The organism is Polynucleobacter ibericus, assembly GCF_018687955.1.
In the GTDB taxonomy this organism is placed as follows: Bacteria; Pseudomonadota; Gammaproteobacteria; order Burkholderiales; family Burkholderiaceae; genus Polynucleobacter; species Polynucleobacter ibericus.
This window is the reverse complement of record NZ_CP061309.1, coordinates 781,611-803,140: the sequence shown is the minus strand read 5'-3', so window position 1 is coordinate 803,140 and position 21,530 is coordinate 781,611. Positions and strand designations below refer to the sequence as shown.

Genomic DNA, 21,530 nt, shown 5'->3' with positions numbered 1-21,530 from the left:
GAGGAAAAAATGCCAAAAGTGCTGGCGGAGACGAGAGGATTCGAACCTCCGATCAGAGTTTTAGCCCCGATGCTCCCTTAGCAGGGGAGTGCCTTCGACCAGCTCGGCCACGTCTCCGTACTTCTTACTATTACAACGCCCCACAGTTTAACGGATAACCGCTTCTGAGGGGTTTATTGCGCTTTTGACTTACTTCTGATCCAGCTCAAATGCCTTATGCAAGGCGCGTACAGCCAATTCCATGTATTTCTCATCAATCACCACTGAGATCTTGATTTCGCTAGTGGAGATCATCAAGATATTGATGCCCTCTTCTGACAAGGTGCGGAACATCTTGCTAGCGATACCTACGTGTGAACGCATGCCAACGCCCACTACTGAAACTTTAGACACCTTTGGATCGCCAGAGATTTCTTTTGCTTCAATATGCGCTTGAACGGTGTTCTTCAGAATGTCCAATGCTTTTTGATAATCAGCACGTGGCACTGTGAATGTGAAGTCAGTCTTACCTTCAACGGATTGGTTCTGAATAATGATGTCTACATCAATATTGGCATCCGCAATCGGACCCAGAATTTGATAGGCGATACCTGGACGATCAGGTACTCCAAGAACGGTAATCTTCGCTTCATCACGCGCAAAGGCGATGCCGGAAATAACTGCGGCTTCCATAGTGCTGTCCTCTTCAAATGTAATCAAGGTGCCCGACTTCATCTCTTGGTCTAAAGGCATCAATGGGTCTGTCAATGAAGACAGCACCCGGGTTTTAACTTTGTACTTACCAGCAAACTCAACTGAACGAATCTGCAATACCTTTGAACCTAAACTTGCCATTTCTAGCATCTCTTCAAAAGTAATCTTGTCTAAGCGTCGTGCATCTTCACAGACACGTGGGTCAGTGGTGTAAACGCCATCAACGTCGGTATAGATCAAACACTCATCGGCTTTTAAGGCTGCTGCCATTGCAACTGCTGATGTATCAGAACCGCCGCGACCTAATGTCGTAATGTTGCCCATAGGATCAACACCCTGAAATCCAGTAACCACAACTGCGCGACCTGCATTGAGATCTTTCAAAATCTTGTCGCTCTCGATACTCTTAATGCGTGCTTTAGTAAATGAGGAGTCAGTGTGTACTGTGACCTGCCAGCCAGCGTAACTCACTGCATCAATACCTTCACGCATTAATGCCAAAGCTAATAATCCAGAACTGACTTGCTCACCAGTGGAGGCGATTTGGTCGAGTTCACGTGGATTTGCATCAGGATTAATCTCTTTTGCAAGGCCAAGCAGGCGATTGGTCTCGCCAGACATAGCCGAAGGCACGACCACCACTTGGTGGCCAGCGCGCATCCATTTAGCTACGCGTTTGGCGACATTGGCAATGCGCTCAGTTGAGCCCATTGAGGTGCCGCCATATTTATGAACGATAAGAGCCATAAAAACCGTCTATTTAACTATCTGTAACAAGGAAATGATTCCTTGAGGGTCTAAAAAGGGCTTATTTTACAGGGTTTTGCACCCATTCCGGGAGTACTCGCCTTCCCGTGGATGTGAGGTGCGGATAACTCAGCCCAATCGCAGCTACAGCGATCAATTCATCGTTGATATAGAGCAAGGGTACCTGACGCTCCCAGGGCGGCACATCAGCCTCCTGATAGAGGTTTTTGAGCGTTTTACGCGGGGTCTTAGGCTTAATCTGGATCTTCTCGGAGCCTAGGCGTTCTCTGAGGGTGATTAGTTGATTCTCTTGGGCCTCTTTAACCCAATCAGCTGAAAGACCTAGTTTCTTGGAGTTGACTGGCAAGGTTTTTAAAACCCAGCGCCCTTCTTCTGTGGTCCCGACTTGAAGCATACCGCGCCATAGATAGATCTTGCTCTCGTCATGCAGCCACTCGAGTTTGGCATCTGCTTTGACTTTAGCAAGCTCACGCCACCAAGCTTGTAAGCGCTCTTGAGATGGCATCGCCAATTGCTGCGTTTGCAACCAGTATCTCAAAACGTTGTTAGCTGCTGGCAAGTCATTCTTAGCTAAAGCAAGTAATGGCATTACTTTTACTTGTTCTTGAATGAGGATGTTTATCCCATCCAGTTGTGCCAAACGATTCAACAATGTTTGTGCCTCACCTAAGAGTTCCGCACTACGCGCCATATTAGCCAAAGCTTCTGGTTGAATCTTTTCTAATTTTGGAATGATGTCTTTACGAATCGCATTACGTCTGTATTTGCGATCTTGATTGCTGGGGTCCTCAATCCACTTGAGCTTATGTTCTTTTGCATAAGCTTCAAGCTCTTGTCGGCTTTGATCCAAGAATGGTCGCCAAAGCGTGATGCCTTGATTACCCCGAACCCCTGAGCTGATTTTTCTACTGGTTGGCATACCTGATAACCCCGCCACCCCTGATCCGCGCAGGAGTTGCAAAAGCACTGTCTCTGCTTGATCGTTTTGATGATGGGCCAAAAGCAGATCTTCGATACCATATTCTTCACAAAGATCTGTGAGTGCTTCGTAACGCCCTGCTCTCGCCCTCGCTTCGATATTGCCCTGGGCTTCATCTGCGTTGAGATGAAGCAGTCTGAAATCAAAATGGACCCTGTATTGCTTGGCAAGCTTCTCGCAGAAGATCAACCAATCATCTGCAGGTTTTTGCAAACCATGATGAATATGAAATGCATAGATTTCAGTTTCAGTTTGAGTTTGAGTTTTGTTTTTGCTCCGAGCTTGCGCTTTGCAAACCGTGTCGAGCAACACAACCGAATCGAGGCCACCACTCAAGGCAACCGCAATTCGTTTTCCTGACTTAGGACTTTGCTGTGATTTCCTTGAACTTGCCATAACTCATCAAACGCTCATGACGACGCTCCAGCAATGCATCCACTTTCATGCCATCAAAGGTTTTTAAAGACTCAGCAAGTGCTTTGCGCATATTGCTCATCATATTGTCGTAATCACGATGGGCGCCACCAATCGGCTCAGCCACAATCTTGTCGATCAGACCTAGAGCCTTAAGGCGTTGTGCTGTAAGACCTAACTGCTCAGCAGCCTCTGGAGCCTTATCAGCAGTCTTCCATAGGATGGAAGCACAACCTTCAGGAGAGATCACAGAGTAAGTGGAGTTTTGCAACATCAAGACCACATCACCCATGGCAATCGCTAAAGCGCCACCAGAACCACCCTCGCCAATAATCGTAGCGATGATAGGTACTTCGAGTTCCGCTTGTACATAGAGGTTACGACCAATCGCTTCAGACTGATTGCGCTCTTCTGCATCAATACCAGGGAATGCACCTGGCGTATCGACGAAAGTAAACACCGGAATACCAAACTTTTCTGCAAGACGCATCAAGCGCATGGCTTTGCGATACCCCTCAGGGCGACTCATACCAAAGTTACGCAGAGCACGCTCTTTAGTGTCACGACCCTTTTGATGACCAATAACCATACAAGGTTGGTTTTCAAAACGGGCTAAGCCACCAATGATGGATTGATCATCAGCAAATGTGCGGTCGCCATGCAACTCGTGGAAGTCAGTAAATAAGGCGCCAACATAATCTAGGGTGTAAGGACGCTGTGGATGACGTGCCACTTGAGAAACTTGCCAAGGAGTGAGATTGGCGTATACATCTTTGGTGAGCTGCTGACTTTTCTCGGCAAGCGTTTTGATCTCATCGGAGATATCTACCGATGACTCATCTTGTACAAAACGCAGCTCTTCAATCTTTGACTCTAATTCGGCGATTTGCTGCTCAAAATCCAGGAAAGTCGTTTTCATAGTCTGATTTTAATATTCAACTGGGATTGGGTCCAAACTTCTCCACATATACCAAGTGGCAACCGTTCGCCACGGGGCCCAATTTGCAGCCACCTCACGGGCTTCATGGCGGCTCACAGGCTCTCCGCTGAAGTAATTAAGGGACATGGCCTTAATCAGACCAACGTCGTCCAGGGGCAGGATATTGGGGCGAACCATATTGAAAATGAGGAACATTTCAGCTGTCCAGCGGCCAATGCCCCGAATAGCGCTTAATTCCTTAATAACACTCTCGTCATCCATATCTTTCCACTGATTGGCATGCAAGCGCCCAGAATCGAAGTGGTCTGCTAAATCGCGGATGTATTCAACCTTGCGTCCAGATAAACCCGCGGCGCGCAATTCTTCTACGGAAAGTGCCAGGATATTTTTAGGGGTGACCTTCTTTTTACTGGCAACAAGCACTTTATTCCAAACTGATTGCGCTGCCGCTACCGAAATCTGTTGCCCAACAATGGATCTGGCCAAAGTATTAAAAGAGTCGCCACGTGTCACTAAAAATCCTGCGCCAATTTTAGGAATGATTTTGTTCAGAATACGATCTTGCTTCATCAGCTCTTTGCAAGCCTGCTCCCAATAGTCAGGGGCAATTACTTTTACAAGAGCTTCTGATGCTGCATCTGCTTTTGCTGCTTTTTCTGAATTGATTTCTTTTGCTGCTGTCATTAAGCCCTACGCCATTCTGTTAAGCCGCCGGGTTTATCTTCAAGAACGATGCCTTGCTCTAATAATGTTTTTCTGATGAGGTCAGCCTGAGCAAAATCTTTTGCTTGTTTAGCTGCAACGCGTGCTGCGATTTGTTCTTCAATTTGCACAGGACTTAAGCCATCTTGATCTTTCGAGCCTGATTGCAAAAACTCAGTAGGATCACGTTGCAAGAAATTTAAGGAAGCGCCAAGAGACTTCATGGTGTTTGCGAGTAAATGCTTTTCATCACCTTGTGCACGATTGACTTCACTTGCTAAGTCAAATAAGACTGCAATTGCCTCTGGCGTATTAAAGTCATCATTCATGGCATCCGCAAAGCGTTTAGCCCAGGGATTATTCGGATCGAGCGCACTCGTTTGAGCTTTAGGTCCTTGTGCTAAGGCGGTGTACAAACGCGCCAAACCAGAACGAGCCTCCTCGAGCTGAGCATCGCTGTAGTTAATCGGACTACGGTAATGCGCTTTCAGCATGAAGAAACGCACTACTTCAGGGTCAAAGCTTTTGAGCACGTCGCGGATTAAGAAAAAATTACCCAATGACTTGGACATCTTCTCTTCATTCACCCGAATGTGACCGTTATGCATCCAGTAATTCACAAAGGGCGCATCGTCATCTTTTCGGTCTTTGCCATATAAAGCACCTTCGCTTTGGGCAATCTCATTTTCATGATGCGGGAACTGCAAGTCAGCACCACCGCCATGAATATCAAAGTGCTCGCCGAGCAAGTCACATGACATGGCAGAACATTCGATATGCCAACCAGGACGGCCCTCACCCCATGGTGACTCCCAGCGGGTATCAACGGGCTCTTCAGCCTTTGCACTTTTCCATAAAACAAAATCTAAGGGATCACGTTTACCGTCACCTACCGCTACACGTTCACCAGCATTGAGTTCATCTAAAGTCTTGCCAGAGAGTTGGCCGTAACGCGGCAGAAGACGCACAGCGAAATTCACATCGCCATCATTAGCCTGGTACGCCAAATCATTTTCAATCAGTTTGCCGATCATGCCCTGCATTTGCGCAATGTAATCTGTAGCACGGGGCTCTTGATCCGGGTGCATTAAATCCAACTCATCAGAGTCGGCATGCATGGCAGCAATAAAGCGATTGGTTAATACTGAAATCGGTTCGCCATTTTCGATCGCCCGTTTGATGATTTTGTCATCGATATCAGTGATATTGCGTACATAAAGCACTTCATAGCCACTAGCCCTAAGCCACCGAACCACCATATCAAAGACTATCATGACCCGGGCATGGCCAATATGGCAAAAGTCATAGACCGTCATACCGCAGACGTACATCTTCACCTTGCCCGGCACTATGGGCTTAAAGACCTGTTTTGAACGGCTAAGGGTGTTATAGATTTGCAGCATAGAGCTATAAAGGTGAGGCAAGTAGCGCCAATTTGTTAGACTGAGCGCTGAGTATATCGAATGAGCCCGTTTCACACCCCTTCCCCTATGCCCCATACTGTTCCAGCGCCGCGTCCTGCCAACTTTACCGCCCTAGCTCCAGCCTTTGCGATTTTGGCTGCCTTGGCCCTGATTACTGGCTGTAGCACCCCCGCGCAACAGCGTGCAGATGCTGAAATTGCTGCATTAAATGCCCAGGAACAGAAATCTGGTCAATTAGCCCAACAAGCTTATTTAGGTGGTTACAGCCCGACTGATCCCCCCAGGCTTTCAGCAGATATAGGCTACGACCCATTAAGCCCTGAACTATCGGAGACCGTCGGCGTACCGTTCCTCTCCTTCTTAATTATTGAGCCTGATCCAATCAACAAGAATGCAGTGCCGTCCGATGTTGAAAAACTCATTAAGGCCCGCAAGTACCAAGATGCAGTAACGCAAATTAATGTCGATCTTAAAAAGACACCGCGTAATGTACAGCTGCGTTTTGTCAAAGCGCGCTTACAAATTGAGATGCGTCAGTTTGATCAAGCCAAAAAAACTTTGATTGAAATTACTCAACAGTTTCCAGAGCTACCTGAGCCATATAACAATCTTGCAGCAATTGCCGCCAATCAAGGGCAGTGGATTGAAGCCCGAGATTATTTAGAGCTTGCATTAAAACTACGCCCTAGCTATGCCATCGCCTCTGCCAACTTAGGCGAGATCTATGTTCGTCTTGGTGCACAGGCATATGAAGATGCTGCAAAAAATGCTTTGCTAAATCAGCGTCAGTACTCCAACCGAGCTAAGGCACTCTTGGATATATTGAAGCCGCCAGCAAAGCGCCCTGTTAATCGCGCAGCCAATGCAAACTCAAATAGTTTAAATTCTGTGCCAAGCAACAACCCATCCACCAACCTTCCAGAAAGTAGACCCAATAATGGCGAAAGTACTCCTAAAAACCAATAAGGGTGATATCACCCTCACTCTTGATGCAGCTAAGGCACCTAAAAGCGTTGCAAACTTTTTGCAATACGTAAAGAGCGGTCATTACGATGGCACCATCTTTCATCGTGTAATTGATAACTTTATGGTTCAAGGCGGCGGTATGACTGCTGGCATGAAACAAAAGCCTACTGGCGCAGAAATTGAAAACGAAGCAAACAACGGCCTCAAGAATGATCGTTACACCGTTGCAATGGCTCGCACTAGCGACCCGCATTCTGCCACCGCTCAATTCTTTATCAATGTGAATGACAATGATTTCTTAAACCATACAGCTCCGAACGCTCAAGGCTGGGGCTATGCAGTTTTTGGCAAAGTCACTGATGGTATGAATGTAGTGGATACCATCCGCAAGGTAAAAACTGGTAGCTCCGGTTTTCATCAAGACGTTCCTGCTGAAGATGTTGTCATTGAGAAAGCTACCGTTCTCGAGGAATGATTCCGCAATACGCGAGCGCACTGCTCATATCAGATTTACACCTTACGCCGTCAATGCCCTTGACGGCGCAACGCTTTTTTGACTTCTGCGAAAAAGAAGCTCCAAAAGTAGAGGCTGTATTTATTCTGGGTGACTTATTTGAATACTGGGTAGGAGATGATGCAGCTGCATCCTCCCCTTTCCAGCAAGAAGTTCAGCGTGCGATCGCCAACCTCTCCACCAAAGTCAAAACGTATTACCTGCATGGCAATCGAGATTTCTTAATCGGGAAAAGCTTTATTAAAAAAACGGGTATGACTTTTTTATCCGATCCCAGCTCAGTAGATATTGCCAATCAAAAATGGGTTCTTGCCCATGGTGATGCCTTATGCACTGCGGACATTGGCTATCAAACTTTTCGTAGCTGGGTAAGAAAGCCTTGGGTTCAAAAAATCTTCTTGAACCTGCCGCTCAATTGGCGCAAAGGTGTGGCACAACAACTACGTAGCAATAGCCATCAACAATATCAACACACGCAACACTCTGAAGCACGTCAACTCAAGATGGATGTGACTAAAGAAGCTTGTGCCGCAGTATTAAGAGATCAATCTGGAGATAGGCTGATCCATGGGCATACTCACTTACCAGCCCATCATGAAGAATCTTTAGGGTCACAAAATTGGCAGCGCTGGGTTTTGTCTGATTGGGATCTAGATCACCCTGAGAGCCTGCCACCAAGGGCAAGCGCTTTACTGATAGATAGCGCTGGAACGCGCTATCTTGATCTCATTAAATAATATTCTGATCGAATATTTGCTTAATTAAGCAACTGAATATTTAGAAAGTGATTGCACCATCTGCGCAAAGATGCGGGGATTTGCTGCCATCACTTCACCGCTTTTGAGGAAACCTTCTTCGCCGCGATAGTTACCAATCAAACCACCAGCCTCAGTAATTAACAAAGCACCAGCTGCCATGTCCCATGGCTTGAGATCGCTCTCAAAGAAACCATCGTAACGACCAGCGGCTACGTAAGCCAAATCCAATGAAGCAGCCCCAGGACGACGAAGGCCTGCACATTGACGCGACATCTCAGCAAAGATCTTTAAATACTTTTCAAGGTCTTGGTCTTCACGATATGGAAAACCAGTGCCCAACAAGGAATTCGCTAAACGATCTTGTGAGGCGACTCGTAAACGCCGGCGATCTAAATACGCACCAGCACCGCGAGTAGCAGTAAATAATTCATCACGGGTTGGGTCATACACCACGGCTTGCTGAATGACTCCACTCACTGACAAAGCAATCGAGACTGCATATTGTGGAAAGCCATGAATGAAGTTGGTTGTGCCATCTAATGGATCAATGATCCAAACATTTTCTGCATCTGCATTACGTTCGCCAGTTTCTTCAGCCAAAAATCCATGGGTTGGATAGGCCTCGCTGAGCGTCTCAATAATGGCCGCTTCTGCGGCTTTGTCCACCTCGGTAACAAAGTCATTGTGTTGCTTACGGTCAACTTGTAAGCGCTCCAAATTCAATGAAGCACGGTTGATCACAGTTCCAGCGCGACGGGCGGCCTTTACGGCCACATTTAACATGGGATGCATAGTATTGATGGACAAATTAAATAAGAACAAGCTCCTTGTAGTGCCGACAACTTGGGTAAATTGCATGACAATACGAAGCTAACAGATTGATTCTAAACGATTAGCAACTATTACCAACTATATTGCCCTCATTTAACCACTCCATAGCGCATTAATGAACCTTGATACCTCCGAATTACTACGCTGGGTTTTAGTCGAAACCAGTCACCCCGGAAACGTGGGTTCAGCCGCTCGCGCTCTAAAAACGATGGGCTTTAGCGATTTACACCTCATCAATCCGAAGATTAAGGGCGTAGCAAATAACCCTGAAGCAATCGCCTTAGCTAGCGGTGCTGCAGATATTCTTGAGAGTTCCTCCGAGGGAGATTCTCTAGCATCCACTATTGAGGGCTATACGCTAGTTTTAGGTCTCACCAGCCGCGATCGGGAATTTGGCCCTCCTGCCATAGATTGGGAGTCGACTCGATCTCTGATTGCCGCAACCACTCTTGCTGGCGGAAAGGTCGCCCTCCTCTTTGGCCCAGAGAGAACAGGTTTGGACAATGAGCACTTAGCCTTATGCACTCATCGAGTGTGGTTAGATGCCAATCCCGCCTACCCCTCGCTCAACCTCGCCCAGGCCATTATGGTCTGCGCCTATACCCTTAGGGAAACCTTAGCCCGAAATCTCGGCGGTCAAAACGCCTTAGCCAAACGCGCAGAAATGGCGGATTTTGCTGATCCGGCTGCTGTTGCAGCGATGCTCGAGCATTGGCGTGAAGGCCTTGAGGCTATTGGCTATTTAGACCCAGCCAATCCAAAGAAGCTCATGGCTCGCATTCAGGCGCTGTTTGCACGTAGCCGTCTCCATAAGGAAGAAATTGATCTCTTGCGAGGCATCGCCAAACAGATGCTCCTGAGAAAATAAGCACATCCCGTTAAAATCAAGCTATGTCTAAATTCCTCTTCGACCAAGTCGACTCCATTATTGCCAGAGACCCAGCAGCACGGAATCGTCTCGAGGTCATCACTTGCTACCAAGGTCTGCATGCAGTTTGGTTGCATCGGGTTTCCCATTTTTTGTGGAACCTAGGTCTGAAATGGATAGCGCGGGTACTCTCAATGTTTGCGCGCTTTTTGACGGGGATAGAAATTCATCCGGGCGCCAAAATTGGTCGTCGAGTTTTTCTGGATCATGGTCTTGGTATTGTGATTGGTGAGACTACTGAAATTGGTGATGACTGCACCATTTATCAAGGCGTTACCTTAGGTGGTACTTCGCTATACAAAGGCGTTAAGCGTCACCCTACTTTAGGCAAAGGTGTTGTTGTCAGCGCTGGCGCAAAAGTACTGGGTGGATTTACTGTGGGCGATGGTGCACGCGTTGGTTCTAATGCAGTGGTGTTGAAAGAGATTCCTGCAGGCGCTACTGCTGTTGGTATTCCTGCGCGAATATTGCATCCCGATTTGCCACAAAGTCCCGATAGCAAAACAAAAGAATACTTTTCTGCATATGGTGTTACACCGAATGTGGATGATCCTGTGTCAATGGCACTCAAAGGTTTAATTGATGCCACGATCGAGCAAGAAGCCAAAATTGCAGCCCTAGAGAGAGCACTTGCAAAATTAAGCAATACTCCTGCAGAAGCCGATGCTGTTGGCGCAAGTGACACTAAGCGGGATCTAGATGCTATCAAAGAATGGTTGAGGGAATAAGATTGCCTAAATAGCGCTTAATAGATAGTGTCATGGTCATGATGCAATAAAAAAGGAATAGCGTGCTATTCCTTTTTAGGTTTTTATTGGCCGATTGATTAATGCAGCGTACGCGGACCCGCGCTATCTTTCCCTGCTAAGCCACCCGGAAAATCTTCGTCATCGTCACCATCGTCGCCACCTTCACTAGGCATGCCAAATGAAAAACTATCGCCCCCTTCAGGATGGCGATTTTCAATTTCATCATCAGTGGCAGCGCGTACATCTTCGACTTGCACCCAAAAACGCAACGCCATACCGGCTAGTGGATGATTACCATCGAGCACTACTTGATTGTCTGCAACATCAGTTACGGTATAGATCAAAGGCTCATCATCTACATCATCGGCGCTCGCATCTTCTTCCGCGTCTGGTACGCCCTCAAATTGCATACCCACTTCCAATGGCTCAGGAAAACGAGTGCGAGGCTCAATCTTTAAAAGTTCAGGATCGTACTCGCCAAACGCTTCATTTGGCTCAAGCTGAATCTCAGCCTCATAGCCAATATCTTGACCATCTAGCAGAGTCTCAATTTTAGGAAAAGTACCTTCATAACCACCGTGCAGGTATACCATCGGAGAATCAGGTTCTTCGATGACATTATTTTGCGCATCGGTTAACTTATAGCGAAGGGATACGATGGTATTTTTTTCAATCTTCATGCGGAATTTGTCGAACATTCGTTTTTAATCAGTTTCTAAAAAGCTTAGACCTTTTACTTTATGACCTCATTTTACTTGAGCAAGCCCTACGAACCGCCTCAAGCCCCTGCAAAGCTCCCTTTAGATGAGTCCTGGGCCTTGTTTGGGGGTATTAGCCCAGAACAGTTCATGGCGCGCTATTGGCAGAAAAAGCCCCTTCTTGTCCGTGGGGCGATTCCGGCTTTTGGCCTTTCCGAGCAGCATGGTGAGTTACTTGATAGCCCTATTCCCGCTGCAGAATTGCTCAAATTTGCCCTACAAGAGGCAGTAGAGTCGCGACTAGTCCAATCAAAACCTTGGAGTTTTGAAAATGGGCCGTTCCCCAAAAAGAGCATTCCCTCGGTTGAAAGACCCAATTGGACCCTGTTGTTTCAGGGGATGGAAGCCCATCACCCAGCTGCCGCAAAAATACTTTCCTGGTTTCGCTTTATTCCTGATGCTCGGCTTGATGATTTGATGATCAGTATTGCCGGGATTGGAGGTGGCGTTGGACCTCATTTTGATTCTTACGATGTCTTCCTGATACAAATGTCGGGCAGAAGGCGTTGGCAGATTTCGGAACAAGAAGACCTCAGCCTCAATCCCAATCTCCCACTCAAAATTCTGCAAAACTTTAATGTTGAACAAGAATGGATTCTGGAGCCAGGTGACATGCTTTACTTACCGCCCCACATTGCTCACGACGGTATTGCTCTTGATGCTGGCTGCCAGACATGGTCTGTTGGCTTTCGCTCCCCGAGTTTTAAAGAGTTACTTCAAGAAGGTCTGTGGCGACTTGCTGAATCTTTGGAGGATATCCCTGCCTTAGAGCAAAAATTTGCAGATCCCAAGCAAAGAGCAACTCATGCTGCCGAGCAATTGCCTGAAGAGCTCATGAAACAGTTAAGTTTGAAGCTTAAGGAACTGAAATTAGACCAAATCGCTGGCTTTTTACCGGGCATCACGGCCTACCTCTCAGAGCCGAAGCAACAGGCCCTTTTTGAGGCTCCAGAAAACCCCCAGAATCCCAAGGCATTTCAGAAGAACTTGGGTATCAGCAGGCTCATTCCTCACCCACAAACCCGTATTTTGAGCCTTGGAAAGCAGGTTTACTGCAATGGGGAGCCCGTGACTAAGGGACAAGCCCCCGACATACTTCTGGCCTGGCAGACCCTGTCAGCCAATAAGGAACTGAACACTAAGAAACTAAAGCAGCTTGATCAGTCCAGCCTGTATGAGGCCTACTTAGCTGGATGGTTAATATTTGAGCCCTAAATTGGGAGATGGATATAATAAATACTGGAAACTACTTAGGGATAATCCCTTGGTAAATCCAAAAAACAATTACCGGTAATTGTTGTTAATTTTTTAAAGGAATTTACAAATGAAGAAGTCACTCGTACTCGCTGCTATGTTAGCAATCGCCTTGGCCGCTTGCGGTAAAAAAGAAGAGCCAAAACCAGTTGAAGCTCCAGCTGCTGCTCCTGCTGCTCCTGCTGCTGAAGCTCCTGCTGCTGCTCCAGCTCCAGCTGCTCCTGCTGCTGACGCTAAGAAGTAATCTTCTTCATGAAGAAAAAAAGCCGCTGAAAAGCGGCTTTTTTATTTGCTCTAAAAAACGGATTACTTTGTAAGCTGATCCGTTAGCAAGGTTAACAACTGGAATCCAGCAGGCGTATTTTCTGGTTTACCGTCTGCATTCTGGACATAAACACTGACAGAGTTTTCACCAGTACTCTTCACAAGCACCTGATACTTTTTAGCCTTTAAGCTAGAGTCGTCCTTGCTGCTAAACAAGTTTGAGAAAAACCCTTTGGTATCACCCAAGTCTTTTGGGTTAACGTAGCGCACATAGTAAACACCGGTAGAGCGATTACGATCTTCAACTGTGAAGTTTGAGCGATCTAAGGCCAATCCAACATCACGCCATGAGCGATCAAATCCAGTACTTAAATCAATATGGGCTTGATTAGTACCCTCTTGAACGAATTTTGCTTTAGGAGTCTTAGGACCAAGCGGTGCCGCAACCATTGCCTTGGCCTGCTCTTGAGTCATGCCCAAGCGCTCCATTAAGCGAGCCAAAAACACAGCTTCTAACTCTGGATCATTGGGGCGTGCCGTCCAAATAGTGTACAAACAATTACCGGTAGCATCGGAGACGCACTTTTCTAGAGCGCCCTTTTGAGTAATATAAATTTCGGTTTCGTTTGGCTTAGCAACTTCCAAACGCGTTTTATATTTATCGCGTTCACCAGTATCAGCAATGGAGTCCAAGACCTTATTCAGCGTTGATCGAATCCAATCTTGCTGAATCTTCGCGCGATTCTCTGCCCAGTCGGTTTCCATAATGCCAGTTGATGGTGAGTCAATTACCAATAAGAAACCATTTTCTTGCCAGAAATCTTTCACCTGGGGATACAACTCAGTAGCAGGTTTATCTACCACCAACCAACGACGCTCTCCATCGCGTGCAATACGCATGCCCGGAATACCCGTCATCACGTTGCTGCGCATCTGAGCAGATTTTTTAGCTGCAGCATTGTATTCAGACATCGTTGCCGTGCCGTCCTGAACGATATAGCGGCGATCGGCTTGAGCCGTAATTAAGTCAGGGGGGTAAGACAAATTAGGCCCACGAACTGCGCCTGCGCTCTTGTAGTCAACTGTATCGCTGCTCGTTACTGATTTGCATGCAGTTAGCACACTTGAAGCAATAAAGATTACAGCCAAAATCGATAGATATCGACGGCATAACTGGAGCAAATTCATCATAATAAGTTGGCCTGTTTTAACGCTGCCTTTAAGGGCTCGCGCAAAGAATTGCTTAAAGGAGTTAGTGGCAAGCGAATGCCTGCTGTAATCTTGCCCATTTCGTGCAGGGCCCATTTAACAGGAATTGGGTTTGCTTCTGTAAACATCGCCTTGTGAACTGCGATCAATTGATATTGAATTTCACGGGTTCTTTTCACATCATCTGACATCGCTGCAACGCAGAGTTCATGCATTAAACGCGGTGCGATATTAGCGGTAACAGATATGTTGCCTTTACCGCCCATCAACATCAACATGGCAGCAGTAAGGTCATCGCCAGAGAATACTGAGAAATCTTCATGGCCCGCGCGCTTGAGATCATTGATCAATAAAGTTCCACGCTCCAAACTGCCAGTCGCTTCTTTGATGCCAATAATGCCAGGCACACTAGCTAAACGGACAACGGTATCGCCAGCCAAGTCAGCTACCGTTCTACCAGGAACGTTATACAAAATCACCGGCAAATCTACAGACTCAGCAATCTTTTTAAAGTGGGCAAACATACCCTCTTGTGTAGGTTTGTTGTAATACGGTACCACTTGCAAGCTAGCGTCGGCACCAACCTGCTTAGCAAATTGAGTTAATTCAATTGCCTCGATCGTCGAGTTTCCACCGGTACCTGCAATCACCGGAATACGTCCAGCAATTTGCTCTACTGTTACGCGTATTAATTCACAGTGTTCCTCAACAGAAACAGTAGGAGACTCGCCACTGGTACCAACAATCACAATGCCATCGGTGCCTTCAGATACATGCCAATCCAATAAGGAGCGCAAACTAGCAAAATCCAAACTGCCATCTTCAAACATGGGAGTAACGATAGCCGGCATGCTGCCAGCGATGGGCTTTTTGCTATCTTTGGAATGCGCTGTATTTGTCACCGAATATGTACCGATTTTTTAGCTGTCTTAACCCTGAAATTGTAACGGAATGCGCTGTTTTAGCTCACCTTTTACGGCGCATAGGCGCTGAACCATAGCTGGTTTGGGCTGATCCACATAAATATCCTCATATGCCACTACCTTGAGCCCATTACGGGAGGCAAAAGTGAGCAATTCCCCGGGGTTTAAGAGGAAATTAGGGTTGGAAGGTTTGCCAAAATCACCATTCCCTAAGGCAAACGTTTCGTAGATGAGTACGCCGTCTTTTTGGAGCATTTTGGGCAGTTCATCCCAATGTGGGCGATAAAGATAGTTGGTCACCACAATCGCACTGAACTCAGGGCCAGTAAGAGGCCAATCCGCCTCTTCAAGATTGAGGTGCTTGGGAGTAATTAATGGATTACCGAGAGACTCTACAGTTGTGACATCTTGATCAACCGCCAAGACTTCATAACCCAGGCCTGCAATGAATTCAGAATGACGCCCAGATCCACATGCTAAATCCAGCACCACCCCGCCCTTTGCAATGAGTGGCGCAAATCGTCTCACCCAAGGAGAGGCATTCGGAATAACATCATGCGCATTAGGCAAGATCAAACCTCAATCGTAAGCAAGGCCCATTGACTCACGAACCTCACGCATGGTTTCTTGCGCGACTTTACGAGCCTTATCACAGCCATCAGCAATAATCGAGCGCAACAGACTTGGGTCATCCAAGTATTTCTGGGCGCGTTCAAACATGGGTTGCTGTTCAGCCAAAATAGCATCAATGACGGGCTGCTTACACTCAAGACATCCAATACCAGCTGATTTACAACCCTTTTCTACCCATTGCTTTGTCTCCTCACTGGAGTAAACGGTATGCAGCTGCCATACCGGGCAACGTGCTGGATCACCCACATCTGTTCTACGAACCCGTGCAGGATCGGTTGGCATCGTGCGAATCTTTTTAATTACATCTTCTGGATTTTCACGAATGCTAATGGTGTTGCCATAGGATTTGGACATCTTCTGACCATCAATACCAGGCATACGTGATGCCGTAGTTAGTAATGCTTGCGGTTCAGGAAGAATAATTTTTCGCGCACCCTCTAAAAAACCAAAGAGTCTTTCGCGATCAGCCATAGACAGGCTTTGGGCTTCATGCAGCAATGCTTTAGCTTGCTCTAATGCCTCCTCATCACCACGCTCTTGGAATGCTACGCGTAATTCTGCATACATCTTGGCACGCTTACTACCAAGCTTCTTGACGGCTTCTAAGGCCTTTTCTTCAAATCCTGGTTCACGTCCATATAAATAGTTAAAGCGACGTGCTACTTCACGAGTCATTTCTACGTGAGGCACTTGGTCTTCTCCCACGGGCACAAACTGCGCTCGATAAATCAAAATATCGGCCGCTTGCAGCAGTGGATAACCTAAGAAACCATAGGTCTGCAAATCCTTTTCCTTAAGCTTCTCAATCTGATCTTTATAGGTAGGCACCCGCTCAAGCCAGCCTAATGGGGTTCCCATAGAGAGCAATAAAAAGAGTTCGGCGTGCTCAGGCACTTTGCTTTGAATAAATAACGTGGCTTGATTTGGGTCTACACCTGTCGCCAACCAATCAATCACCATATCCCATACGGATTGCTCAATCACATCGGGAGTTTCGTAATGGGTAGTTAATGCGTGCCAGTCAGCCACGAAAAAGAAGCAAGGGTATTCGGACTGCAAGCGTACCCAGTTCTTTAAGACACCATGGTAGTGACCCAAGTGCAGGTTACCAGTTGGTCGCATGCCAGAGAGAACGCGTTCAGCAAACATCTGTATTCTTTTTCTTAGTAGTTAATGAGTTCAGCGGTTAAGCATTTAATGAAAGGCAGACCATACTGGAGTTAGATGGTCTGGTAAATGTGGCAAATTGCCTAAATCAATATGACTCTCGTTTGGATCATGAAAATCCGAACCTCGAGAAGCCAAAAATCCGTATTGTTGTGCGATCTTTGCAAAAGTTTTGTACTGATCTGGGCTATGACTGCCAGTAATCACCTCAATCGCCAAGCCGCCAATATCCTTAAAGTGTTTATAGAGCTCATCCATTTGCATGGCATTGAGTCTACTGTAACGACCAGGGTGCGCAATCACCGCCACACCACCAGCAGCCTTAATCCACTGAACTGCATTGTCCAGGCTAGCCCATTGATGAGGCACATATCCTGGCTTGCCTTCAATCAAATAATTTTTAAATACATGCTCTGTATTACGACAGACACCCTGCTCGACCAGAAAACGGGCGAAGTGAGTTCTTGAGATCAACTCATGATTGCCAGCAAAATGCAGGGCACCTTCATATGCACCTGGAATTCCTACCTTAAGTAGTTGCTCTGCCATTAGCTGCGCGCGATTCGCACGACCGTCACGCGTCATACGCAAGCCCTCGATAATTCCAATATGCTCTGCATCAATTCCCAAGCCAACGATGTGAATAGTCTCACCCATCCAGGTCACAGAGATCTCTACACCAGAGAGGTAATCAATCTTGAGTGCGCTAGCCGCATCTCGAGCGCGCTGTTGACCACCTAACTCATCATGGTCGGTCAGCGCCCACAAATGTACCCCATTCGCTTTTGCGCGTTCCGCCAATTCCTCAGGCGTCAAAGTACCGTCAGAAATCACTGAATGGCAATGCAAGTCGGCATTTAGGGGTGAAAAGCTGCTCATGACCCTATTTTAGGTCAAGCTGGTATCAATTACCCGGCGCGGCGCATCTAGGTAGTCACGGGACTGCATCTCGATCAAACGGGACACGGTTCGGGAGAATTCAGCGGTAATTTGACCCTCGGTATACAAATCTGGGGCTGGAACCTCTGCTGAGATGATTAGTTTGATCTTATGGTCGTATAGAACGTCGATTAGCCAAATAAAGCGACGGGCTTCATTCGTCATCCTTGGCGGCATATAAGGAACCCCAGACAGAATCACCGTATGAAACTGATTGGCTATCTCTAGGTAGTCATTTTGAGAGCGCGGACCACAGCACAGCGTTTTAAAGTCAAACCAAACTACACCATCAGCCATATGCAGTGGACGCAGTTCACGCGACTCAATATTTAAGATTGGATTACTGGTCTCTTTTTGATTTCCAATCAATGTTTGGAACATTTGCCCTAGTGTTGCTTGAGTCTCTGCATTGACCGGGGTGAGATAGGCCTCTACCTGGGCCATCTGCACTCTACGGTAATCATTACCTGCATCCACATTTAGAACATCAAGCTTTTCTTCTAATAACTTAATCGCCGGTATAAGTCTATCGCGATGCAATCCATTTGGATAAAGCTGATCAGGGCGGTAGTTTGATGTCATCACAAATTGCACACGATCCACAAAGAGCGCGTCAAGCAAGCGATACAAAATCATCGCATCAGCGATGTCGTTAATATGAAACTCATCAAAGCAGATAAGACGATAGCGATTTGAAATACGTTTTGCTAACTCATCCAGTGGGTCCGATAGACCTGAGAGCTCATGCAGTTCGCGATGCACTTCCCGCATGAATTCATGAAAGTGAATGCGAATCTTTTTCTCAAGCGGTGAGGCTGCATAAAAGCAATCCATCAAGAAAGACTTACCGCGACCCACCCCACCCCATAGGTACAGACCACGGGGAAGCGTAGGTTTAAAAATCTTTTTCTTTAGGGTGTTGCTGCGGATTTCTTTGTAAGCAATCCACTCGTCTTCACATTCCTGCAGACGCTCTACAGCACGAAGCTGCGCGGGATCACTCTGATACCCGCGCGCTTTTAACTCTTGTTGGTAATACTCAATGGTTTTCAATTACATATTTAATGCACGTGAGTCCGTCGCTAATGCTGCTTCGCGCATCACTTCAGACAAACTTGGATGTGCATGACAGATACGAGCAATATCTTCTGCTGCTGCTTTGAATTCCATAGCAACCGCTGCTTCAGCAATAAGGTCAGAAGCATTGGCACCAATGATGTGAACGCCAAGAATCTCATCGGTCTTAGCATCAGCTAACACTTTGATGAAACCATCGGCACGACCCATGCCTAATGCACGGCCGTTAGCAGCAAATGGGAACTGACCTGCTTTATAAGCAACACCAGCTTCTTTGAGTGCTTGTTCTGTTTTACCAACCCATGCAATCTCAGGATCAGTGTAGATAACCCAAGGAATGCAGTTGTAATCGATATGTGGTTTTTGACCAGCAATCACTTCAGCAACTAAGACACCTTCGTCTTCTGCTTTATGTGCCAACATTGGTCCACGCACGACGTCACCAACAGCGTACACACCAGGTGCTGCAGTTGCGCAAGTATGGTCATCAATAGGAATGAAGCCGCGTTCATCTACTTTGAGACCAATCTTGTCTAAACCTAATTTGTCGGTGTTTGGTACGCGACCAACAGAAACGATTAAGCGATCGCATTCCAACTTCGCAGCCTTACCAGCGCTATCGGTGTAGTTAACCACTACACCCTTCTTATCGGCCTTCACATCGCCAATTTTTACGCCAGTATGAATGTCTAAACCTTGTTTAGCAAAAAGCTTTTGGGCTTCCTTAGCAATACCGATATCACAAGCACCCAAGAATGAAGGCATTGCTTCAAGCACAGTCACTTCAGCACCAAGACGGCGCCATACAGAACCTAACTCCAAACCGATTACGCCAGCGCCGATGACACCCATTTTCTTAGGAGCGGAGTCAAACTTCAAAGCACCTTCGTTATCGCAGATCAACACATTGTCTACAGTGATGCCAGGAAGATGACGCGCCTTAGAGCCAGTTGCAATGATGACATTCTTGCCTGTAACTGTAGTTTTATCTTTGCCATCAATTTTGATTTGATAGCCATCAGCGCCCTTACCTTCAAATGAAGCATGGCCTTTTAACAAAGTGATTTTGTTCTTGCGGAACAAGTACTGAATACCACCAGTCATCTTGGTAACAATGTCATCTTTACGGGCAATCATCTTCTTAGAGTCGATGCTTACAGCACCTACTTTAATTCCATGATCAGCAGCGTGATGATTAATCTTCTCAAATTCCTCAGAAGAAGCTAATAAGGCCTTAGAAGGAATGCAGCCCACATTCAAGCATGTACCGCCTAAACGTGGCTCACCCTTAGGATCATCATATGAACTAGATTCAGCACAGGCAACCTTGAAACCGAGTTGCGCTGCACGAATTGCGGCGATGTAGCCACCAGGGCCACCGCCAATAACTACTACGTCAAATGCTTGGCTCATGATCTTCCCTTCTTACAAATCAAGGAGAAGACGTGAAGGATCTTCCAACGCATCCTTCATAGCAACCAAACCAAGCACAGCCTCGCGGCCGTCAATGATGCGGTGATCGTACGACAAAGCCAGGTAGTTAATTGGGCGCACAACGACTTGACCATTTTCAACTACAGCACGGTCCTTAGTTGCGTGGATACCCAAAATTGCAGATTGCGGTGGGTTGATGATCGGTGTAGAGAGCATGGAACCAAATACGCCACCGTTAGAGATGGAGAATGTACCGCCAGTCAACTCTTCAATAGACAACTTCCCTTCGCGAGCCTTAGTACCAAACTCAGCAATCTTCTTCTCGATGTCGGCCAAGTTCATTTGGTCAACGTCACGCAGAATTGGCACTACCAAGCCACGCGGTGAGCTCACTGCGATACCAATATCAAAGTAGCCGTGGTAAACGATGTCGTTACCATCAACAGAGGCATTGAGTAATGGGAATTTCTTCAAAGCGTGTGTCGCTGCTTTTACGAAGAAAGACATGAAGCCTAACTTCACGCCATGAGTCTTCTCAAATTGATCTTTGTATTTATTACGCAAAGCAATTACTGGACCCATATTGACTTCATTGAAAGTAGTCAAGATAGCGTTGTTGGCTTGTGACTCAAGCAAACGCTCAGCAATACGAGCACGCAAGCGGCTCATTGGAACGCGCTCTTCAGGGCGATCGCCCATCGGGATTGGTGCGCTTGGCAATGCAGCAGACTTAGCTCCACCTGCAGAAGCGTTCAATGCATCGCCTTTAGTGATGCGGCCATCGCGTCCAGAACCAGCAACTTGTCCAGCGTCGACACCCTTCTCCGCCAGAATTTTTGCAGCAGAAGGAGCAGCAGCTGCGCCCGCTTTAGCGGCAGGAGCCGCTGCTTTTGCTGGGGCTGCTGCAGGAGCAGCAGCTGGTGCAGCTGCAGGTGCAGCGGCAGCAGGAGCGGCGGCTGCAACAGCGGTGCTATCGATCTTTGCAATCAACTGCTCAGCAACTACAGTGCCACCGTCAGCAACTACGATTTCTGTCAAAACACCAGCGGAAGGTGCCGGAACTTCGAGAACCACTTTATCTGTTTCGATTTCGATCAAGATCTCGTCTTGACCGACAGCGTCACCAACCTTCTTTTTCCATTGCAACAAAGTTGCTTCAGCAACTGACTCTGAGAGTTGGGGAACTTTAACTTCGAAAATAGCCAT

The 21,530-nt window shown here is 46.9% G+C and carries 22 protein-coding genes and 1 tRNA gene; 7 read left to right on the top strand and 16 right to left on the bottom strand.

Annotated elements, in window-relative coordinates; translation table 11 throughout:
• Nucleotides 1-22 precede the first annotated feature (22 nt).
• From AOC20_RS04210 to cysS, 6 genes are all read right to left on the bottom strand, one after another.
• Nucleotides 23-117: transfer RNA gene (locus AOC20_RS04210), tRNA-Ser, on the bottom strand.
• Nucleotides 118-189: 72 nt separating this feature from the next.
• Nucleotides 190-1,440 carry an aspartate kinase gene (locus tag AOC20_RS04205; RefSeq protein ID WP_215361769.1) on the bottom strand — a complete coding sequence of 417 codons (1,251 nt, stop codon included), beginning with the start codon at nt 1,438-1,440 and terminating at the stop codon, nt 190-192.
• A gap of 61 nt (nt 1,441-1,501) precedes the next feature.
• On the bottom strand, nt 1,502-2,836 hold the full coding sequence (tilS, locus tag AOC20_RS04200) for a tRNA lysidine(34) synthetase TilS (RefSeq protein ID WP_215361767.1): 1,335 nt from the start codon (nt 2,834-2,836) through the stop codon (nt 1,502-1,504).
• Nucleotides 2,802-3,773 carry an acetyl-CoA carboxylase carboxyltransferase subunit alpha gene (locus AOC20_RS04195; protein ID WP_215361765.1) on the bottom strand — a complete coding sequence of 324 codons (972 nt, stop codon included), beginning with the start codon at nt 3,771-3,773 and terminating at the stop codon, nt 2,802-2,804. The genes tilS and AOC20_RS04195 overlap by 35 nt, the downstream gene beginning before the upstream one ends.
• A 9-nt stretch (nt 3,774-3,782) precedes the next feature.
• On the bottom strand, nt 3,783-4,478 hold the full coding sequence (locus AOC20_RS04190) for a DNA-3-methyladenine glycosylase family protein (RefSeq protein ID WP_215361763.1): 696 nt from the start codon (nt 4,476-4,478) through the stop codon (nt 3,783-3,785).
• Nucleotides 4,478-5,899 carry a cysteine--tRNA ligase gene (gene cysS, locus AOC20_RS04185; RefSeq protein WP_215361761.1) on the bottom strand — a complete coding sequence of 474 codons (1,422 nt, stop codon included), beginning with the start codon at nt 5,897-5,899 and terminating at the stop codon, nt 4,478-4,480. Before cysS ends, AOC20_RS04190 begins: the two co-directional genes overlap by 1 nt.
• A 60-nt stretch (nt 5,900-5,959) precedes the next feature.
• On the opposite strand from cysS, the gene AOC20_RS04180 reads away from it, so the two are divergent.
• From AOC20_RS04180 to AOC20_RS04170, 3 genes are read left to right on the top strand one after another with little or no spacing between them, the layout of a single operon-like run.
• Entirely contained in the window at nt 5,960-6,886 is a 927-nt protein-coding gene (locus AOC20_RS04180) for a tetratricopeptide repeat protein (RefSeq protein ID WP_215361759.1), read from the top strand.
• Nucleotides 6,858-7,361: a peptidylprolyl isomerase gene (locus tag AOC20_RS04175; protein ID WP_215361757.1), complete on the top strand. Its 504-nt coding sequence runs from the start codon at nt 6,858-6,860 to the stop codon at nt 7,359-7,361. Before AOC20_RS04180 ends, AOC20_RS04175 begins: the two co-directional genes overlap by 29 nt.
• On the top strand, nt 7,358-8,137 hold the full coding sequence (locus AOC20_RS04170; protein WP_215361755.1) for a UDP-2,3-diacylglucosamine diphosphatase: 780 nt from the start codon (nt 7,358-7,360) through the stop codon (nt 8,135-8,137). The genes AOC20_RS04175 and AOC20_RS04170 overlap by 4 nt, the downstream gene beginning before the upstream one ends.
• 24 nt (nt 8,138-8,161) lie before the next feature.
• Here the strand turns inward: AOC20_RS04170 and AOC20_RS04165 are convergent, their stop codons facing one another.
• Nucleotides 8,162-8,950, bottom strand: coding sequence for an inositol monophosphatase family protein (locus AOC20_RS04165; RefSeq protein ID WP_215362163.1), 789 nt, complete (start codon nt 8,948-8,950; stop codon nt 8,162-8,164).
• A gap of 154 nt (nt 8,951-9,104) precedes the next feature.
• Between AOC20_RS04165 and AOC20_RS04160 the strand changes: the two genes are divergently transcribed.
• Together AOC20_RS04160 and cysE are read left to right on the top strand one after the other, a co-directional pair.
• Nucleotides 9,105-9,857: an RNA methyltransferase gene (locus AOC20_RS04160; protein ID WP_215361753.1), complete on the top strand. Its 753-nt coding sequence runs from the start codon at nt 9,105-9,107 to the stop codon at nt 9,855-9,857.
• A 23-nt stretch (nt 9,858-9,880) separates the two neighbouring features.
• Nucleotides 9,881-10,645 carry a serine O-acetyltransferase gene (cysE, locus tag AOC20_RS04155; RefSeq protein ID WP_215361751.1) on the top strand — a complete coding sequence of 255 codons (765 nt, stop codon included), beginning with the start codon at nt 9,881-9,883 and terminating at the stop codon, nt 10,643-10,645.
• A 98-nt stretch (nt 10,646-10,743) separates the two neighbouring features.
• On the opposite strand, the gene AOC20_RS04150 is transcribed toward cysE, so the two are convergent.
• Nucleotides 10,744-11,346 carry an FKBP-type peptidyl-prolyl cis-trans isomerase gene (locus AOC20_RS04150; protein ID WP_215362161.1) on the bottom strand — a complete coding sequence of 201 codons (603 nt, stop codon included), beginning with the start codon at nt 11,344-11,346 and terminating at the stop codon, nt 10,744-10,746.
• A gap of 60 nt (nt 11,347-11,406) precedes the next feature.
• Here AOC20_RS04150 and AOC20_RS04145 point away from each other — a divergent pair, with 60 nt between their 5' ends.
• Together AOC20_RS04145 and AOC20_RS04140 are read left to right on the top strand one after the other, a co-directional pair.
• Nucleotides 11,407-12,639 (top strand): cupin domain-containing protein, encoded by a 1,233-nt coding sequence (locus AOC20_RS04145; RefSeq protein ID WP_215361749.1) that lies wholly within the window; start codon nt 11,407-11,409, stop codon nt 12,637-12,639.
• A 109-nt stretch (nt 12,640-12,748) separates the two neighbouring features.
• Nucleotides 12,749-12,922 (top strand): hypothetical protein, encoded by a 174-nt coding sequence (locus AOC20_RS04140; protein WP_215361747.1) that lies wholly within the window; start codon nt 12,749-12,751, stop codon nt 12,920-12,922.
• A gap of 62 nt (nt 12,923-12,984) precedes the next feature.
• Here AOC20_RS04140 and bamC read toward each other — a convergent pair whose 3' ends face one another.
• From bamC to odhB, 8 genes are all read right to left on the bottom strand, one after another.
• Nucleotides 12,985-14,133 (bottom strand): NlpB/DapX family lipoprotein, encoded by a 1,149-nt coding sequence (gene bamC, locus AOC20_RS04135; protein WP_215361745.1) that lies wholly within the window; start codon nt 14,131-14,133, stop codon nt 12,985-12,987.
• Nucleotides 14,130-15,002, bottom strand: a complete 873-nt coding sequence (gene dapA, locus AOC20_RS04130; RefSeq protein WP_215362159.1) for a 4-hydroxy-tetrahydrodipicolinate synthase — start codon at nt 15,000-15,002, stop codon at nt 14,130-14,132. Before dapA ends, bamC begins: the two co-directional genes overlap by 4 nt.
• A 78-nt stretch (nt 15,003-15,080) precedes the next feature.
• Complete coding sequence (locus AOC20_RS04125) at nt 15,081-15,644, bottom strand: class I SAM-dependent methyltransferase (RefSeq protein WP_251373154.1); 564 nt, start codon at nt 15,642-15,644, stop codon at nt 15,081-15,083.
• A gap of 9 nt (nt 15,645-15,653) precedes the next feature.
• Entirely contained in the window at nt 15,654-16,856 is a 1,203-nt protein-coding gene (locus AOC20_RS04120) for a tryptophan--tRNA ligase (protein ID WP_215361742.1), read from the bottom strand.
• Nucleotides 16,857-16,901: 45 nt separating this feature from the next.
• Nucleotides 16,902-17,753 (bottom strand): 3',5'-nucleoside bisphosphate phosphatase, encoded by an 852-nt coding sequence (locus AOC20_RS04115; protein ID WP_215361740.1) that lies wholly within the window; start codon nt 17,751-17,753, stop codon nt 16,902-16,904.
• 9 nt (nt 17,754-17,762) lie between these two features.
• Nucleotides 17,763-18,866, bottom strand: coding sequence for a cell division protein ZapE (zapE, locus tag AOC20_RS04110; protein WP_215361738.1), 1,104 nt, complete (start codon nt 18,864-18,866; stop codon nt 17,763-17,765).
• Nucleotides 18,867-20,303, bottom strand: coding sequence for a dihydrolipoyl dehydrogenase (gene lpdA / locus AOC20_RS04105; RefSeq protein WP_215361736.1), 1,437 nt, complete (start codon nt 20,301-20,303; stop codon nt 18,867-18,869).
• A 12-nt stretch (nt 20,304-20,315) separates the two neighbouring features.
• Nucleotides 20,316-21,530: a 2-oxoglutarate dehydrogenase complex dihydrolipoyllysine-residue succinyltransferase gene (gene odhB, locus AOC20_RS04100; protein ID WP_215361734.1), complete on the bottom strand. Its 1,215-nt coding sequence runs from the start codon at nt 21,528-21,530 to the stop codon at nt 20,316-20,318.

What these genes read in the sequence shown, in the direction of transcription:
- AOC20_RS04120 (WP_215361742.1), bottom strand. Translation starts at nt 16,856, where the DNA reads ATGTTTGCTGAACGCGTTCTCTCTGGCATGCGACCAACTGGTAACCTG.
- AOC20_RS04175 (WP_215361757.1), top strand. Translation starts at nt 6,858, where the DNA reads ATGGCGAAAGTACTCCTAAAAACCAATAAGGGTGATATCACCCTCACT.
- AOC20_RS04180 (WP_215361759.1), top strand. Translation starts at nt 5,960, where the DNA reads ATGAGCCCGTTTCACACCCCTTCCCCTATGCCCCATACTGTTCCAGCG.
- AOC20_RS04170 (WP_215361755.1), top strand. Translation starts at nt 7,358, where the DNA reads ATGATTCCGCAATACGCGAGCGCACTGCTCATATCAGATTTACACCTT.
- odhB (WP_215361734.1), bottom strand. Translation starts at nt 21,530, where the DNA reads ATGGCTATTTTCGAAGTTAAAGTTCCCCAACTCTCAGAGTCAGTTGCT.
- AOC20_RS04165 (WP_215362163.1), bottom strand. Translation starts at nt 8,950, where the DNA reads ATGCATCCCATGTTAAATGTGGCCGTAAAGGCCGCCCGTCGCGCTGGA.
- AOC20_RS04190 (WP_215361763.1), bottom strand. Translation starts at nt 4,478, where the DNA reads ATGACAGCAGCAAAAGAAATCAATTCAGAAAAAGCAGCAAAAGCAGAT.
- AOC20_RS04150 (WP_215362161.1), bottom strand. Translation starts at nt 11,346, where the DNA reads ATGAAGATTGAAAAAAATACCATCGTATCCCTTCGCTATAAGTTAACC.
- AOC20_RS04140 (WP_215361747.1), top strand. Translation starts at nt 12,749, where the DNA reads ATGAAGAAGTCACTCGTACTCGCTGCTATGTTAGCAATCGCCTTGGCC.
- dapA (WP_215362159.1), bottom strand. Translation starts at nt 15,002, where the DNA reads ATGCCGGCTATCGTTACTCCCATGTTTGAAGATGGCAGTTTGGATTTT.
- tilS (WP_215361767.1), bottom strand. Translation starts at nt 2,836, where the DNA reads ATGGCAAGTTCAAGGAAATCACAGCAAAGTCCTAAGTCAGGAAAACGA.
- cysE (WP_215361751.1), top strand. Translation starts at nt 9,881, where the DNA reads ATGTCTAAATTCCTCTTCGACCAAGTCGACTCCATTATTGCCAGAGAC.
- AOC20_RS04205 (WP_215361769.1), bottom strand. Translation starts at nt 1,440, where the DNA reads ATGGCTCTTATCGTTCATAAATATGGCGGCACCTCAATGGGCTCAACT.
- AOC20_RS04145 (WP_215361749.1), top strand. Translation starts at nt 11,407, where the DNA reads ATGACCTCATTTTACTTGAGCAAGCCCTACGAACCGCCTCAAGCCCCT.
- bamC (WP_215361745.1), bottom strand. Translation starts at nt 14,133, where the DNA reads ATGATGAATTTGCTCCAGTTATGCCGTCGATATCTATCGATTTTGGCT.
- AOC20_RS04115 (WP_215361740.1), bottom strand. Translation starts at nt 17,753, where the DNA reads ATGAGCAGCTTTTCACCCCTAAATGCCGACTTGCATTGCCATTCAGTG.
- AOC20_RS04160 (WP_215361753.1), top strand. Translation starts at nt 9,105, where the DNA reads ATGAACCTTGATACCTCCGAATTACTACGCTGGGTTTTAGTCGAAACC.
- lpdA (WP_215361736.1), bottom strand. Translation starts at nt 20,303, where the DNA reads ATGAGCCAAGCATTTGACGTAGTAGTTATTGGCGGTGGCCCTGGTGGC.
- cysS (WP_215361761.1), bottom strand. Translation starts at nt 5,899, where the DNA reads ATGCTGCAAATCTATAACACCCTTAGCCGTTCAAAACAGGTCTTTAAG.
- AOC20_RS04195 (WP_215361765.1), bottom strand. Translation starts at nt 3,773, where the DNA reads ATGAAAACGACTTTCCTGGATTTTGAGCAGCAAATCGCCGAATTAGAG.